This window comes from Serratia sp. DD3 (genome assembly GCF_000496755.2).
This window is the reverse complement of record NZ_AYKS02000071.1, coordinates 32,211-49,192: the sequence shown is the minus strand read 5'-3', so window position 1 is coordinate 49,192 and position 16,982 is coordinate 32,211. Positions and strand designations below refer to the sequence as shown.

Sequence of the window (16,982 nt, the reverse complement as noted above, 5' to 3'; positions counted from 1 at the left end):
GAGGGAAGCATGCAGTACATTAATCTGGGTCAATGTGGTTTGAAAGTTTCTCGTTTGTGCTTGGGTACCATGAATATGGGCAGTAAACAGTGGAAACCGTGGATTTTCGATGAGGCACAAAGTGAACCGCTGATCCGCCATGCTTTGGAAAACGGGATTAACTTTATTGATCTAGCGGATTTTTACTCCAGTGGTGCGGGTGAAGAAGTGGTGGGCCGGGTGATCAAGCGCATTGCCAATCGTGATGAACTGGTGCTGACCACCAAAGTAGGCTACCCGATTGGCGCGGGGTTCAACAACCAGGGACATTCACGTAAACATATCATGGCCAGTATCGATGCCAGTTTGCAGCGTTTGGGCACCGATTACGTCGATATCTATATGTTGCATTACTTCGATGTGAATACCCCCATTGAAGAAACCTGGGCAGCGATGAATGATATCGTCCATTCTGGCAAGGCTCGCTATGTTGGGGTATCGACCATGTATACCTGGCAGTTAGCCAAAATCCTATGGTATTGCGAGCGTAATGGCTATACCAAACCCATTAATATGCAACTGCAACTCAACTGTGCTTACCGTGAGGAAGAGCGTGAAATGATACCGTTTTGCCGTGATCAGGGGTTGGGTATTTCAGTCTTCAGCCCATTGGCTCGCGGGCTATTAAGTTGCGATTTCAACTCTGTGCGCAACAAGACCGATTTTTTTACCCAAGAAATGTATGCTGATGCGACTTCGCTTAACATAGCGCAGTCGGTTAGCCGGGTGGCTGAGCAACGAGGTATACCACCAGCACAGGTCGCTCAAGCCTGGGTACTTAACCACCCAGGTGTAGATTGTATGTTAGTTGGTGCCGACTCGATACAACAGATCAACAGTGCCATTGCCGCACTAGATACCCAGCTCAATGACGAAGAACAGCATGAGCTGGAGCGTAATTACACCCCTTGCGATGTCATTAATGACTACACCGCGGGCAAGCGTATTCTGCGTGACAGCCGCCCAGCACGCGGTTTTTTTGCAGTGGATAACCTAGAAACAAGGAATATTGCATGACAGCTTATGCCTCCTTACTGCGTACCGGTTGGTATTGCAATGGCCAGTGGCAAACGACCCCACAAACGTATCCCGTCGATAATCCCGCCAGTGGTGAAAAAATTGCTGATGTTGCCCTGGCTGGCCGTGCAGAAACTGAAGCTGCCATTGCCGCAGCAGCGGCGGCGCTACCGGCCTGGCGTGCTCAAACCGCCAAAGCACGGTCAGAAATTTTGCGACGCTGGTTCCAGTTGATCATGCAGCATCAACAAGCACTGGCTGAGTTGATGGTGACCGAACAAGGTAAAGTCCTCAGCGAAGCCATCGGCGAAGTGGCTTACGCCGCCAGCTTTATTGAATGGTTTTCCGAAGAGGCTAAACGTGCCTATGGCAAAACCATCCCGGCAACCAAAAATGGCAATCAGATCCTCACCTTTAAAGAGCCGGTGGGTGTTATTGCGGCCATTACGCCATGGAACTTTCCATTAGCCATGCTGACACGCAAATTGGGCCCGGCACTGGCGGCTGGTTGTACTGCGGTGATTAAGCCAGCCAATGAAACTCCGCTCAGCGCTTTCGCGTTGATTGTATTAGCCCAACAAGCCGGGGTTCCAGCCGGGGTGATTAATGCGGTTTCCGGCGATACCGTCGCCATTGGTGAAACACTGATGGCGAGCCCGCTAGTGCGTAAAATTTCTTTCACTGGTTCAACGCCGGTGGGTAAGTTATTAATGCGCCAAGCAGCAGATACAGTGAAAAAGCTGTCTCTGGAACTGGGCGGTAATGCACCTTTTATCGTGTTTGATGATGCCGATCTTGATGTAGCCATTGCCGGCGCAATGGCCGCCAAATTCCGCAACAGCGGGCAGACTTGCATATGTGTTAACCGTTTCTACATTCAGGACGGTATTTATGACCGCTTTGTCCAGAAACTGACGGATGCCGCAAAAGCGTTAAAGGTTGCTTCAGGTATGACGCCAGGAGCACAACAAGGGCCGCTAATCCATATCAAAGCAGTAGAAAAAGTGGAGGCACACCTACAGGACGCCCTGAAGTTAGGTGCGAAGCTGATGTGCGGCGGTAAGCGCGCCGACTTAGGGGGATCATTCTTCCAACCTACGGTGTTGGCTAACGCCACAGAGCAGATGCGGTTAGCGCAGGAAGAGACCTTTGGCCCGCTGGCTGCCTGTTTCCGCTTTACCGATGAGGATGAAGTCATCACCCGAGCTAACGCAACCCCCTTTGGGTTAGCGGCTTATCTGTATACCCGTGATTTGGCGCGCGCCTTGCGTGTTACCAAAGCATTGGAAAGCGGCATGGTAGGTATTAATGAAGGGATTATTTCTACTGAGGTCGCCCCTTTTGGTGGGGTGAAAGAGTCAGGCCTGGGGCGCGAAGGGGCGGATATCGGCCTGGATGAATATCAGGAAACCAAATACGTCAATATCGGCCAACTGCTGTAAATTCGATAAACTGTTGTGAATTCGATAAACAAAAGAAAGGCGCTGTTTCCAGCGCCATTAACAGTAATTTTTTAATAAAATTACTCTTTTTTCTCGCCTTTACTTTCTGCCAGTAATTTGTCCAGTGCATCCCCACCGATATGGCGGAAATCCTGGCCCTTGACGAAATAGAAGATAAATTCACAAATGTTCTGGCAACGATCACCGATACGTTCGATAGAACGGGCACAGAATAACGCCGTCAATACACTGGGAATGGTACGCGAATCTTCCATCATGTAGGTCATCAACTGGCGCACGATACCCTCATACTCCTGATCGACCTTCTTGTCTTCACGGTAAATACGGATCGCTTCATCCAGATCCATACGCGCAAAGGCATCCAGCACATCATGCAGCATCTGAACGGTATGGCGCCCCAAAGACTCCAGGCTGACCAACAGCGGTTGATGCTGGTGAGAAAATTTCTCCAGTGCCGTACGGCAGATTTTATCTGCAACGTCACCGATACGTTCCAGTTCAGAAATGGTCTTGATAATCGCCATCACCAAGCGTAAATCGCTGGCGGTTGGCTGGCGCTTGGCAATGATACGCACACAGGCTTCATCAATGGCTACTTCCATCATATTGACCTTGGCATCACCCTCGATCACCCGTTTAGCCAGCTCACCATCCTGGTTATGCATCGCCGTGATAGCATCACTCAGTTGCTGTTCAACCAGCCCACCCATCGTCAACACCTGGGTGCGGATATACTCAAGCTCTGCGTTGAACTGGCCAGAAATATGTTTGTTTAAATTCAGATTGTCCATGATGCACCCTTATCAACCATAACGGCCAGTAATGTAATCTTCAGTCTGCTTTTTCTGCGGTGCAGTAAACAAGGTGTCAGTATCACTGAACTCGATCAACTCCCCCAGATACATAAATGCGGTGGAGTCAGAACAACGTGCCGCCTGCTGCATATTATGGGTCACAATAACCACGGTATACTCAGACTTCAGTTCACTGATTAACTCTTCAATTTTACCAGTTGAAATAGGGTCAAGTGCCGAACACGGCTCATCCAGCAATAACACTTCTGGCCGAATGGCAATACCACGCGCAATACACAAACGCTGCTGTTGACCACCAGACAAGCTATAACCGCTCTGGTGCAACTTATCCTTGGTTTCATTCCACAGTGCCGCCTTGGTCAGCGCCCACTGAACACGCTCATCCATATCTGCACGGGACAGCTTTTCAAACAGACGTACACCGAAAGCAATATTGTCATAAATCGACATCGGGAACGGTGTTGGCTTTTGAAACACCATGCCCACCTTGGCACGCAGTAAGGCGATATCCTGGTTATCCGTCAGAATATTTTGCCCATCCAATATAATATCGCCTTCGGCATGTTGCTCTGGATATAGCTGATACATCTTGTTGAAAGTACGTAACAACGTTGATTTACCGCAACCCGATGGGCCGATAAAGGCCGTTACCTTATTCTCGGCAATATCCAGGGTGATGTTTTTCAGCGCATGGAATTTGCCATAGTAAAAGTTCAGATCGCGTACCTGAATTTTGCTGCTGGGAGCGTCAGTAACCATACTCATCAAGACTTCTCTCTTTTCACCGCGCCGAACCAACGGCGCTTAAATTTTTATGAATGCTTTTTCTTGGCAAAAATCACACGCGCCAGGATATTCAGTAACAGTACGCACAGGGTGATCAACAATACGCCTGCCCAAGCCAATTGCTGCCATTCGGCAAACGGGCTCATGGCAAACTTGAAGATGGTCACTGGCAGGTTGGCAATCGGCTGCATCAGGTCGGTATTCCAGAACTGATTTGACAGCGAGGTAAACAGCAATGGCGCTGTTTCACCTGCAATACGTGCTATAGCCAGTAATACACCGGTAATGATACCGGAGATAGAAGCTTTCAAGGTAATGGCAGAAATAATACGCCATTTGGGTGTTCCCAGTGCATGAGCGGCCTCACGCAACGTATCGGGCACCAGTCTGAGCATGTTCTCGGTGGTGCGGATCACAATCGGGATCTGCAGCAAAGCCAAGGCAATAATCCCCGCCCATCCAGAGAAGTGCTCCATTTTAGCCACCACCACGGTGTAAACAAACAACCCCACCACGATTGACGGCGCAGACAGCAAAATATCGTTAATAAAGCGGATCACCTCAGCCAACCAGGATTTACGGCCATATTCCGCCAGATAAACGCCTGCCATGATGCCCAACGGTGTACCGAAGACGGTCGCCCACAGAATCAGCAAACCACTACCGGCAATGGCGTTAGCCAAACCGCCGCCGGCCGTATTGGGTGGTGGCGTCATTTCGGTGAATAACGCCAGCGACATACCATCGATGCCCTTGGTAATGGTAGAAAACAGAATCCACACCAACCAGAACAGACCAAAGGCCATCGTCGCCAGTGACAAGAACAGTGCAATGCGGTTTTTCTGGCGGCGCCAAGCCTGCATTTTACGGCGGCTTTCCGCCAGCTCTACAGAATCCAACATGGTCACTTTAACGCCCCTCATTTTTAGCCAAGCGCATAACCATCAGTTTTGACAGCGCAAGGACGATAAAAGTGATAACAAACAGGATCAGCCCCAGTTGCATTAATGCTGAGGTGTGCAGCCCCGACTCCGCTTCAGCGAATTCATTGGCCAATGCTGAGGTAATACTGTTGCCAGGCATAAACAGTGAGAAACTGTCGAGTTGGTAGGTGTTACCGATAATGAAGGTGACTGCCATGGTTTCCCCCAAAGCTCGCCCCAGACCCAGCATAATACCGCCAATCACCCCATTTTTAGTAAACGGTAAGACAATACGCGAAATCACTTCCCAGGTAGTACAACCAATACCGTAGGCGGACTCTTTCATCATTACCGGGGTTTGTTCGAATACATCACGCATAACTGCGGCAATGTAAGGAATAATCATAATAGCCAGGATCACCCCGGCAGCCAGAATACCGATACCGAAAGCCGGGCCAGAAAATAATTCACCAACAATCGGAATACCAGAAAGGACATTGCCCACCGGAGTCTGGAAATATTGGGCGAACAGTGGAGCAAACACGAACAGACCCCACATACCGTAAACAATACTTGGGATCGCCGCTAACAGTTCAATGGCGATACCTAACGGGCGCTTAAGCCAATTAGGGGCGAGTTCCGTCAGGAACAGCGCAATACCAAAACTGACCGGGACCGCAATGATCAAGGCAATCAGAGAGGTGACTAACGTCCCGTAAATAGGGACTAAGGCACCGAACTGCTCAGCGGGTGCATCCCACTCTTTGGTCCACAGAAAAGCGAAACCAAACGCCTGCATACTTGGCCAGGAGGCAATAATCAGCGAAACAATAATGCCGCCCAGCAGCAATAAGGTAATCAGCGCGGCCAGTCTAACCAGCGCGCTGAAGATAATGTCACCGTTTTTACTCGGTGCTTTAATGGTCGGTTTAGGCCCAGCCATAGATTACTCTTCTGTTATAAAGCTTAAAGGGCTCAGCTTACTGAGCCCCGACACATCAGGCAAGGTGTATACCACACCTCTTGTGTTTTTAGAATAATGCTTTACCAGAACTGTCTTTGATATTGGTCTTCCAAGCTGCACGGACTTGCTCAACTACCTCATCTGGCAGTATAGCGTAGTCCAGTTCAAGAGCCTGTTTAGCACCCTGGTTATAGGCCCAATCAAAGAACTTCAGTACTTCTGTACCTTGCTCTGGTTTCTTCTGCTCTTTGTGCATCAGAATAAAGGTAGTGGAAGTAATTGGCCAAGCATTATTACCTTTTTGGTTGGTCAAGTCCTGAGCGAAGGTTTTACTCCAGTCGGCACCTTTGGCTGCAGCGCTAAAGCTCTCTTTGGTTGGGCTCACTGGCTCACCATCAGCAGAGACTAATTTAGTGTAGGCCAGATTATTCTGTTTGGCATAAGCGTATTCTACATAACCGATAGAACCAGGTAAACGTTGGACAAATGCAGCAATACCGTCATTGCCCTTACCACCTAAACCGGTTGGCCACTTAACCGTTGAACCGGTACCCACTTTCTCTTTCCACTGAGGATTAACCTTAGACAGATAGCTGGTGAAGACGAAAGAAGTACCAGAACCGTCTGCACGGCGTACCACGGCAATATTCTGATCTGGCAACTTAACGCCTGGGTTCAGTTTAGTGATCGCTGGGTCATTCCATTTTGTGATATTACCCAAGTAGATATCACCCAGGGTTTGACCATCGAGAGTCAGTTCACCGGATTTGATGCCTGGGATGTTGACAGCCAGTACCACACCGCCAATCACGGTTGGGAACTGAAACAGGCCATCGGCAGCCAGCTTATCGTCAGACAGAGGAGCATCGGAAGCACCAAAGTCAACGGTGTTAGCAATAATTTGCTTCACACCACCAGAGGAACCAATCCCCTGATAGTTAACTTTATTGCCAGTCTCTTTCTGATAAGAATCTGCCCACTTGGCATAAACCGGAGCGGGAAATGTCGCACCTGCACCGGTCAAGCTCGCAGCAGCGAATGCAGATACAGAGACCAAGGAGATAGTCGCTGCGACAATGCTGGCGACAGTGGTACGCATCAGTTTCATGATCCCTCCTAATGGGATATTTAAAAATCGACTTCGGGCTGTTTGAGTCAAATAAAGTATTGCTGATTGAAGGAAAATAGGACAGTTTCATGACAGTAAAATGTATAAAATATTACAGTTATATGACAATGATTGGATTTTTTGTTTTTTGTTTTATTATCAATATATTAAAAAACATCATGCAAAATATCAGCTGAGTAAAACCCTACCGATCCTCCAGGGCGGGATCGCACTTTGTTAATGAAGCTTGAACGGGCAGATCGTCTGTGATCTAATCACGTCTCCATATAGGAGGCACGCTCGATGACGTTGATTGAACACCTTACCCTTGTTGAAGAAACCCGCTCTGACATCAATCGTAAACATGACCTTGTTGACGTCATGTTTCTTGTCATCAGCGCCATCATGAGTGGTGCCGAAGGCTGGCGGGACATAGAGACCTATGGCAATTCAAAGGCCGATTGGCTCCGTCAGTATCGACCTTTTGCCAACGGCATCCCGCGCCGTCACACCATTGCCCGCATTTTGCGCTGCATTGTCATCGATACCCTGCTTGAAGCGTTGCTTTGCTGGGTCAATGAACAGCGCACCCATCAGGGCAAACCCATCATTGCCTTTGACGGCAAGGTGTTGCGCGGTTCCTACCGCGGAAATGCCGCCGAAGCTCTGCAACTGGTCACAGCCTACGATACCGAAAATGGTTTGGTTTTAAGCCAGAAAACAACCCCAAATAAGAAAGGGGAACTCGAAACGGTCAAAGAAATGCTGGAAATTCTTGAGCTTAAAGGCGCCGTTGTGACGCTTGATGCCTTGCATTGTCAGCGTGAGACGCTGGAGAAAATCAGCGAGAAGAAGGCACATGTGGTGGTTCAGGTAAAGAAGAACCAACCGAAGCTGTATCAAGCCGTTCAATCGCAATTTCAGGCACTCTTTGACGCACAGAAAGAGAAGATAATCGTCGAGCACAAAGAGAATGGTCATGGCCGCCAAGAAGAGCGCTATGTCTTTCAATTAAAATCAAAATTACCGCCCGAGCTGGCGGAGAAATGGCCGACAATCCGCAGCATCATCGCCGTTGAGCGTCACCGCAGCGCCAACGGAAAAGGAACGGTAGAGACCGCCTACTATGTCAGCTCGTTATCCCCCAAACACAAGCTGCTCGGGCACTATATTCGTCAACACTGGCGGATCGAGAACAGCCAGCATTACATTCTTGATGTGGTGTTCAATGAAGATGCCTCCAGAATAGCGATGGAGGATGCGGTCGAGAATATGGCGCTATTCCGGCGGTTTGTTCTGAATATCATAAAGTAGAGCAATTGTGGTGCGCCGAGTCAGAGAAACAAGCTAAAAAAGGCAGGTTGGGATGACAATTATCGGGCTCAGTTATTCTTTGGTTAAATAACAAGCAAAGTATGCTCCCGCCCTGACCGATCCTCACTCAAGTTCTGTACACGTCGATATTCAAGCTGCAGTCATGTCGTCTGGCCACCAGGAATATTCCCAGTAGAGCAGTTCATCCTTGAACTGCTTAAAAATCAATTCATTGCTACTTAACCCTTTTCCTGTAATGGAACAGTATCTTGTTTTTATCCCCAATATTTCTGTTTACTGGTTTTACCAATACCAGGGTTAAAACTGTTGGTCGGATCGGCTTCTTGGTAAAATACTTGCAAATCGGCTTTGGCCTGATACATATGCCCGACATTGTGCTCGGCAGGATACTCCGCACCTCTTTGGTCAATGAGCGCCAACATTTCTTCTTTTAATGCCTTGCTGTCTACTCCTTTTTTCACCAGGTAATCATTATGAAAAACGTGACACATAAAGTGGCCGCAATATAGTTTCTTAAGGAGCTTGTTGTCGATCTCTGGTGGCAAGGTTTCAAACCATTCGGAATCGTTGCGACGTAACGCGATATCCAGCGCCAAAATCTCCTGTACCTGATCGGCATGCACCGCCTGGTAGCGCACGGCAGCCCCCGCTGCAGCAAAGCGATGCAAAAATGCTTTTTTGCCTTCTTCTTCGGTGCAAACAAAGAAGTCACCGTCAGCCTGGGTAAAGTAATGCTGTAGATAATTCTGTGCTTCTGCTACCCCTGGGCCTGACATTTTGAGCATAAGATGATGTTCGAAGCGTTCGCGGTACTCTTTTAGGCTTATTGGCAAATGGTTGGGGGATAAACCACTTATTTTCTGCATCATGCGGTCGACAAGATTACGGGGCAGAAATGGCACTTTATTCAGATAGGTATCCATACGCCCTTTCAGGGTAAAGAAACGAGGCATCTGTTCGGTGCCAAACTTATCTATCATCATAAATGTATCTTTGCCATAACGCTCAGCAACATCAAAAATGTCGCGGTGCATATACTCACCCGCTACTGGCAGGTTTTCAAATTTACTGAGTATATGGCGCCGCAATTCGGTGAACACCGCCGTATTGTTGGTGCCGATATAGAACACCTGTTCAATACCCTCTTTGGCGAAAGTATCTAAGCGCACAGCAAATACCGCCAGTTTGCCAGCACAACCAGAGGCGCCATATAAACGGCGTTTGTCTGCATTAAAACGAGAAGGCGTATCTGCATCAACATCACGTACCCGACTAACATATTCATTGTCTGACGCTCTTAGCGTGCCATACTCTATATCTTCTGGTTGGTAATTCTGTTGTTCTAATCGAGTAAGGATTTCTTCCGGCGTATTGCCTAGTTTAATCCCTAACTCATTGACTAACTGCAGTTGACCATCAGCGCCTAACTTGGCGTACAACGCCATTTCAGTATAGGCTGGGCCACGTTTTACTAACGAACCTCCTGAACTGTTACAGATACCACCCACCACCGAAGCACCGATGCATGAAGATCCGATCACAGAATGAGGTTCGCGATCGTAAGGCTTGAGTTTTTTTTCCAACCCGGCAAGTGTACTTCCAGGGAAGCAGACAACCTGCTTACCATGATCCAATAGATGCAGATGGTCGAGCCGCAGCGTATTAATAACCACCACTTCACGATCATAATCATCGCCAAACGGTGTTGAGCCGCCAGTCAGGCCGGTATTTGCTGCCTGCATAATCACAACTGTATCGGCAGCAACACATAATTGTAAAATCTGCCAGAGTTGCAACAAACCGCTGGGAAATACCACTGCCAGAGCTTTGCCCTCGCCGGTGCGGAATCCTCTGCGATAACGAGCGGTACTGTTTTCACTGGTGAGCAGTTGAGAACTACCGACAATATTTTTTAGCTGATTGATAAACTCCTGATTTGTGTATGACATCATGTCACTCCTCTTCCTGTTCATAGAAATTTAAGTGTTTGTTGCATTAATGTAAGCAAGCCAGTCTAAGTTACGTTGTCTGACAACAAACAACAAATGGTAAAAATTATTAATGAGTCGTAGCGTCATGCAAATTACTCAGTGGTGAGGTGTTCGGCGTTGGAGCATTAATTTTGGTTTGATGATAAATATACCCAAAATCATGCGAATTGATTGTAGGCGGTAAGCGATATCATCCCCAGCATAATGCCATCGAAACCATCAAGGTTGTTACCGACAGTAAACAGGGAAATCTCCATACCGATGGCAACATCCAGCGTGGTTTTATACCCGTCGCCAATGAAGCTGCAGCGGTGTTGACTACACTCGTTCACCCGAATCACTTACCCATGTAAGATCATCGGGATTCTCTCGTTTGCCTCCTACCTGCAACTTCATTGAACTTGGATATAGACACATCAATTCCCACACAGAGTGGATTTGGCAGACTCATTATTACCCCATTGCTTATACGAAATGAGGTCGGACAGGACAACTGTTCAGGGTTCAAATGCGTTGCTCAATTGATCAGCTATCAGTCGGGGAACGGGCTTTAAACCCAAGGAGCAAACAAACACATAAACTGTGCCAAAACTAGGGGCTGTTGATCTTTCGTGGTGGATTATTAGGCGGCATGAAGGACTGGTATAATTAACCTGAGATCTGGTTAAGCCGTCATCAGCACCATCATTTCGGGATGGCTCAACTTGATTGATGGCTTATCTTCTTTGAAACAGTACGCGACCAGTCCGCATACCATATTCAGCATAAAACCATGCAAACTCCTGTGTCGTGTATGCTCTATTTGTGAGATGTTTTTTAGTTGGTCATTGATAGTCTCAATGATAAAGCGCTTTGATAACATTGCCTTATCCCACGCGGATTGCGCTTTCGCTTTCATATTGTTACGTACACCCGTGATAAAATTTACACCTTCAGAAGCTAATTCTGCCGCCAAAGCCTGGCTAATATAGCCCTTGTCTCCATACAATTGGCCCGTTAAGCCTTCCGCCAATTCCTTCACAGGGACCCGGTCGTCAACGTTGGCTGTGGTCAGCTTGGCGGCCACCATTTCACCTAAGTAGTTGACAATAATGTGTAATTTGAAACCGTAAAACCAACCCATCGTCCCTTTTCCCCGTTTGGCTACTCCATCGAAGACCTTATTGCGTGGGATACGAATGTTGTGACAAACCTTGATGCTGGTCGAGTCGATAAATTCAATCCCCGTCGGTTGTCCTTTAATCGATGTAAAATAGCTACATAAGGGCACCATGACCGATGACATGACGCCTAAAAAGCGGGTGTAACTGAGGAGTTCCGGAAAATCCTGACGGTGGTACATTCAAATGATCCCCAGATAAAAACTCTTGAAATTCCTGTGGTTTGACATATGAAAAGCAATAAGGATGGTCATTATCTCGCTGGGACTCATGCGGGAAGAACGCCGCCGTTTGCGACTACCGTTCTCCAGGCACTGCTGTTCCCATAATGGGATGAAGACCCTGCAAAAATCATCGACATCACAGAAGAGTTCTACTAGGGGCTGTTGATCTTTCGTGGTGGATTATTAGGCGGCATGAAGGACTGGTATAATTACTTTCGCCAAAAACTAACCACGACAGCCCAACATGCCAAGAACGATATTAACAGATGAATACTGGTCAAAGCTAATCCGCTTAATGCTGAGAACGGGTCGCGTCTATGACAAGCCAGAACATAGAAATACTTTAGAAGGGATTTTGTATCAAATGCGGGTTGGCTGCCCTTGGCGTGATGTTCCAGCCGCTTTTGGACATTGGAGTGCCATCTACCGGCGGTTTAACTTGTGGTCAAAGAAAGGCATTCTTATGCAACTCTTTGTCGAGCTTAGGCAATTGGCTGATTTAGAATGGGAATTTATAGAAGGTAGCATTGTTAAAGCCCATCAACATGCGACAGGCGCTTGCTCTGAGGGCAAAGAGTCTATAGGAAAAAGCCGTGGTGGCAACACGACGAAAATCCATATGGCTGTTGATAGTTGTGGCTTACCGATAGATTTCATTGTCACGGGCGGTGAAGTTCATGACAGTAAAGCTACTCCGGAATTACTTGATAGGTTGCCAGATGCAGAGCATGTTATTGCAGATCGGGGGTATGACAGTGAGAAAATCCGTGAGCAGGTTCGGCAGAAAAGGGGAATACCGACCATACCCCGCAAACGGAACTCAAAGATTGGGAATGGCGATATTGACTGGTGTTTGTACAAATATCGCCACCTTGTAGAGAATGCCTTTGCCAGGTTAAAGCATTACCGCTCAGTAGCCACAAGATACGATAAGTTAGCCCGAAATTACGCAAGTACAGTAGCTTTGGCTTGTTGCCTCATGTGGCTGCCAATGTGGGTTGGCTGAATGATGAACAGCAAAGATCAACAAGCCCTAATTAACTTCATATTTCCCCTGTTTTAAGATAAAAAGAGTATAGATAACCATGTGATAGATAACTATGTGACTGGTGCGTTCAAGTCCGCCTGAAGCAGACTTGAACGCTGTTTTCAGTTGCCCTGATACGGGCACAAGCCTCCTGAATGAGGCGTGTAACTATAGCCAACACCCAAGTAGTATGAAGGGTATCAATACCAGGGAATGATAATGACACTCTATAGGATTAAGCCTGCCTTTCAGGCCTTGTTACGTCCAATAATGTATTGTCTGGAAAAACATCATGTAACAGCCAACCAGGTCACACTGGCCGCGATGGTGCTCTCATTTCTGGTTGGCGGAATACTGATGCTATTTCCGCAACCTGGTCTGTTTTATCTGCTTCCGATTGTGTTATTTATCCGTATGGCGCTCAATGCACTGGATGGCATGTTAGCCCGGGAGTGCAACCAGAAAAGCCGCCTCGGGGCGATACTGAATGAAATAGGTGATGTCCTTTCTGATGTTGCCTTATATCTGCCTTTTATCTTTCTCGCAAACAGTAACGCACCGCTGGTACTGGTGATGTTATTCATCATGGTGTTAACCGAATTTTGTGGAATTCTGGTACAAACCATTAACGGGACACGTAACTATGCTGGGCCACTGGGTAAAAGTGACCGGGCGTTGATGTTTGGTTCCTGGGGTTTGGTGCTGGCTATCTGGCCGCAACTGGTTAGCTGGAACAATCTGGTGTGGGGCATAGCAACGTTATTACTGGTCTGGACGGTCATCAATCGCTGCCGTAGCGCCTTGGTAGAGGAGCCGCAATAATGTTGCTGGAAAAATCCCTGGCCGTTATTTTTGCCCTGTTACTGATCGCTACCCTCATTAATGGGCTGTTGGTCTGGTTGCGCCCAGAGAAAAACTGGCGTGAATTAACGCTGCGCATCCGTACCTGGTGGGTCATTATCATCTTGTTTTCCCTGGCGATGATCAGCCCCCACTGGCTGGCATTGACTTTTTTCGCGCTGGTCAGTTTTATAGCGTTGAAGGAATATTTGACCCTGATTCCCTCCCGATATTCTGACCGGATGCCCATATTGTGGATGTTTATCGCCATTCCCATCAACTATTGGCTGATTGGCGCTAACTGGTATGGCATGTTCATTGTGTTTATTCCGGTCTATGTCTTTTTATTCCTTCCCGCTCGCATGGTGATTTCTGGCGATACGCATAGCTTTCTAAGCAGTGTGTCGCAGTTACACTGGGGCCTGATGACTACGGTCTTTGCCTTCAGTCATGTGGCCTTTTTGCTGGTTCTCCCTGCCAATGGCCAGCAAACAGGGGCCCTTTTGGTGCTATTTCTGGTCGGTCTGACAGAATTTAACGACATTACACAGTATCTGTGGGGCAAATCTCTGGGGCGGATTAAAGTCACGCCGAAAGTCAGCCCAAATAAAACCCTGGCTGGCTTGCTCGGTGGCATCGCCAGCACCACGTTGGCGGCGGTATTGCTTGGCCCGCTACTCACCCCATTAAGCTGGAATATGGCGCTGCTGGCCGGGTTGATTATTGGTGTGACGGGGTTCTGCGGTGATATTGTGATGTCAGCAATCAAACGCGATATCGGTGTAAAAGATAGCGGAACACTGCTCCCTGGCCATGGCGGTATTCTTGACCGCTTGGACTCCCTGATCTTCACCGCCCCGGTTTTCTTCCACTTTATTCGTTACTTCTATTACTGACATTATGGTGAAAAAACTTCTCAAAACACTATTTTCACTCTGTATCGTCTGGCCGGTAATTTGGTTATGGCTTGGGCTACGAGTAAAACACCCACAACGACTGCCCAAACAAGGGCCGGCGATTATCGTGGCAAATCATAACAGCCATATGGATGCGTTTACGCTGTTATCACTGTTCTCAATTCATCAACAACACAATGTCCACCCGGTGGCCGCTGCAGACTATTTTCTGCGTAACCGCTGGTTGGCGTGGTTTACGCTTAATATTCTCAATATTATCCCGGTCTCGCGCCAAGGAGGGGAAACCAATCCACTGGCACTTTGTGAACAAGCATTACGCGACAATAAGATTCTGATCTTGTTTCCTGAAGGTAGCCGTGGTGAACCAGGAAAATTGGCACCACTAAAATCAGGGCTGTGGCATCTTAGCCAAAGTCTGCCGGAGGTACCGATTATCCCCATCTGGCTGAAAGGGACAGAACAGGTTATGGCAAAAGGCAACCGCATTCCTTTGCCGTTGTTTATTGATGTCAATGTAGGTGAGCCACTGTACTCTCACCCGGATAAGAGCCAGTTTAAGGAAGCGCTATTACAGCGTTTATTACAACTCCGGCAGGAGACTCAAGGAAATGAATCCCATGATTAATACCCGTACGCCAGACGAAAAGTGTTTTCTGACCAGCGACCAGACTGAACTGTTTTATCGCCACTGGCCAGCGCAGGAAAACGGCGAAATAAATAAAATCATCGTTTTGTTCCATCGCGGCCATGAGCACTCTGGGCGTATGCAACACATTGTTGATGAATTAGCTATGCCGGATAGCGCATTCTATGCTTGGGATGCACGGGGACATGGGCGTTCGCCAGGTCAACGCGGTTACAGCCCATCGCTGACCCGCTCAGTACAGGATATGGATGAATTTGTTCGCTTTGTTGCTACCGAAAATAATGTGCCCCTGGAGAATATTACCGTGGTAGCACAAAGCGTTGGGGCGGTACTGGCTGCGACCTGGGTACACGACTATGCGCCAGCCATTCGCGGCTTGGTGCTGGCATCACCCGCGTTTAAGGTTAAGTTGTATGTACCGTTTGCACGTAGCGGGCTGGCACTTTTGCACCGTTTGCGCGGGTTGTTTTTCGTCAACTCTTACGTCAAAGGCAAATACCTGACACACGACCCCGAGCGGGTAGCCAGCTTTGATCATGATCCTTTAGTTACCCGGCCAATCGCCGTCAATATATTGCTTGATCTCTACCGTACTGCGGAACGCGTAGTACGCGACGCCGCTGCAATTACCCTACCAGTACAGTTACTGATTTCCGGCAATGACCATGTTGTCCACCGCAAGCCGCAATTGGATTTCTACCAGGGGTTACGCAGCCAATTAAAAGAATTGCACATCCTCCCTGGTTTTTATCATGACACGCTCGGTGAGCGGGATCGCCACATCGCATTCGACAAAATGCGCAGTTTTATCGACACCCTGTACGCCTTGCCACCGCAACGCTTCGATTACAGTAATGAAGACCGCTGGAGCCCAAGTGCTGATACTTGGCGAATGCTCAGTGGCGGCCCGGTTCCCTATTCTCTCGATGATGTGGCTTATCGCGCAATGCGTTATGGCATGAAAATGCTGGGTACCCAGTCAACTGGCGTGAAGTTAGGGTTTGAGACTGGTTTTGATTCCGGTAGCACCCTGGATTATGTCTATCGTAACCAACCACAAGGAAGTAACTGGCTAGGTCGGCAAATCGATAAGAACTACCTCAATAGCATTGGTTGGCAAGGGATCCGTCAGCGTAAACTTCATCTGCAGCAACTTATCCAACAAGCAGTAGCGCAGTTGGCCACACAAGGGACGCCAGTGCGTGTAGTGGATGTTGCCGCCGGGCATGGTCGCTATGTGTTGGATGCGTTGGCGAGTGAACCCCTCGTCAGTCATATTCTCCTGCGTGATTACAGTGAACTGAATGTCGAGAAAGGACAGGAAATGATCGCTTCACGCGGCATGGAAGATAAGGCCCATTTTGAACGTGGTGACGCTTTTAACCGCGATGAACTGGCTGCATTAACGCCACGCCCAACGCTGGGTATCGTTTCTGGGCTTTACGAGCTATTTCCTGAAAATACACTGGTACGTAATTCGTTAGCTGGGTTGGCAGAGGCCATTGAACCCGGGGGGATATTGATCTACACCGGGCAACCGTGGCATCCGCAGTTAAAAACCATCGCCTGGTCCCTCACCAGCCATAAAGATGGTAAGGCGTGGGTAATGCGTGTACGTACCCAAGGGGAAATGGATGCCTTGGTGCAAGAAGCCGGTTTTGATAAATGTGCCCAGTTAATTGATCAGTGGGGGATTTTTACTGTTTCACTGGCGGTGCGTCGCTAAG

The 16,982-nt window shown here is 48.2% G+C and carries 14 protein-coding genes and 2 pseudogenes; 8 read left to right on the top strand and 8 right to left on the bottom strand.

Translation table 11 applies throughout. The features are described 5' to 3' along the window. The first annotated feature begins 9 nt into the window (after positions 1-9). Positions 10-1,056: an aldo/keto reductase gene (locus tag IO95_RS12665; RefSeq protein WP_023491298.1), complete on the top strand. Its 1,047-nt coding sequence runs from the start codon at positions 10-12 to the stop codon at positions 1,054-1,056. Beyond that, the gene (locus tag IO95_RS12660; RefSeq protein ID WP_023491300.1) at positions 1,053-2,498 is read left to right on the top strand and encodes an NAD-dependent succinate-semialdehyde dehydrogenase; all 1,446 of its coding nucleotides are present in this window, start codon (positions 1,053-1,055) and stop codon (positions 2,496-2,498) included. Before IO95_RS12665 ends, IO95_RS12660 begins: the two co-directional genes overlap by 4 nt. A gap of 80 nt (positions 2,499-2,578) precedes the next feature. Here IO95_RS12660 and phoU read toward each other — a convergent pair whose 3' ends face one another. The 5 genes from phoU to pstS all read right to left on the bottom strand — a co-directional run bounded on the left by phoU (position 2,579) and on the right by pstS (position 7,115). After that, positions 2,579-3,310, bottom strand: a complete 732-nt coding sequence (gene phoU, locus IO95_RS12655; RefSeq protein WP_023491302.1) for a phosphate signaling complex protein PhoU — start codon at positions 3,308-3,310, stop codon at positions 2,579-2,581. Positions 3,311-3,322: 12 nt separating this feature from the next. Then, on the bottom strand, positions 3,323-4,093 hold the full coding sequence (pstB, locus tag IO95_RS12650) for a phosphate ABC transporter ATP-binding protein PstB (RefSeq protein ID WP_369794340.1): 771 nt from the start codon (positions 4,091-4,093) through the stop codon (positions 3,323-3,325). A gap of 53 nt (positions 4,094-4,146) precedes the next feature. After that, the gene (gene pstA, locus IO95_RS12645; protein ID WP_037385002.1) at positions 4,147-5,022 is read right to left on the bottom strand and encodes a phosphate ABC transporter permease PstA; all 876 of its coding nucleotides are present in this window, start codon (positions 5,020-5,022) and stop codon (positions 4,147-4,149) included. Positions 5,023-5,029: 7 nt separating this feature from the next. After that, positions 5,030-5,986: a phosphate ABC transporter permease PstC gene (pstC, locus tag IO95_RS12640; RefSeq protein ID WP_023490510.1), complete on the bottom strand. Its 957-nt coding sequence runs from the start codon at positions 5,984-5,986 to the stop codon at positions 5,030-5,032. An 88-nt stretch (positions 5,987-6,074) separates the two neighbouring features. Continuing rightward, complete coding sequence (gene pstS / locus IO95_RS12635) at positions 6,075-7,115, bottom strand: phosphate ABC transporter substrate-binding protein PstS (protein WP_023490509.1); 1,041 nt, start codon at positions 7,113-7,115, stop codon at positions 6,075-6,077. Positions 7,116-7,418: 303 nt separating this feature from the next. Here pstS and IO95_RS12630 point away from each other — a divergent pair. Next, positions 7,419-8,516, top strand: a pseudogene (locus IO95_RS12630) (ISAs1 family transposase). 188 nt (positions 8,517-8,704) lie between these two features. Here IO95_RS12630 and dld read toward each other — a convergent pair. The 3 genes and pseudogenes from dld to IO95_RS12620 form a co-directional block, all read right to left on the bottom strand. Beyond that, positions 8,705-10,399, bottom strand: coding sequence for a D-lactate dehydrogenase (gene dld, locus IO95_RS12625; RefSeq protein ID WP_037384866.1), 1,695 nt, complete (start codon positions 10,397-10,399; stop codon positions 8,705-8,707). A 200-nt stretch (positions 10,400-10,599) separates the two neighbouring features. Continuing rightward, positions 10,600-10,773 (bottom strand): hypothetical protein, encoded by a 174-nt coding sequence (locus IO95_RS25620; protein ID WP_160165614.1) that lies wholly within the window; start codon positions 10,771-10,773, stop codon positions 10,600-10,602. Between the two features lie 332 nt (positions 10,774-11,105). Continuing rightward, positions 11,106-11,936: pseudogene (locus tag IO95_RS12620) on the bottom strand (IS982 family transposase). Between the two features lie 133 nt (positions 11,937-12,069). Between IO95_RS12620 and IO95_RS12615 the strand changes: the two are divergent. From IO95_RS12615 to IO95_RS12595, 5 genes are all read left to right on the top strand, one after another. Further along, entirely contained in the window at positions 12,070-12,831 is a 762-nt protein-coding gene (locus IO95_RS12615) for an IS5 family transposase (protein ID WP_037384869.1), read from the top strand. A 240-nt stretch (positions 12,832-13,071) separates the two neighbouring features. Continuing rightward, positions 13,072-13,674 carry a CDP-alcohol phosphatidyltransferase family protein gene (locus IO95_RS12610; protein ID WP_023491148.1) on the top strand — a complete coding sequence of 201 codons (603 nt, stop codon included), beginning with the start codon at positions 13,072-13,074 and terminating at the stop codon, positions 13,672-13,674. Beyond that, a complete protein-coding gene (locus tag IO95_RS12605; RefSeq protein ID WP_023491147.1) occupies positions 13,674-14,588 on the top strand; it encodes a phosphatidate cytidylyltransferase in 915 nt (304 codons plus the stop codon). Before IO95_RS12610 ends, IO95_RS12605 begins: the two co-directional genes overlap by 1 nt. Before the next feature lie 4 nt (positions 14,589-14,592). Next, entirely contained in the window at positions 14,593-15,234 is a 642-nt protein-coding gene (locus IO95_RS12600; RefSeq protein ID WP_023491146.1) for a 1-acyl-sn-glycerol-3-phosphate acyltransferase, read from the top strand. Next, positions 15,227-16,981 carry a bifunctional alpha/beta hydrolase/class I SAM-dependent methyltransferase gene (locus IO95_RS12595; RefSeq protein ID WP_037384872.1) on the top strand — a complete coding sequence of 585 codons (1,755 nt, stop codon included), beginning with the start codon at positions 15,227-15,229 and terminating at the stop codon, positions 16,979-16,981. Before IO95_RS12600 ends, IO95_RS12595 begins: the two co-directional genes overlap by 8 nt. The last annotated feature ends 1 nt before the right edge of the window (position 16,982 follow it).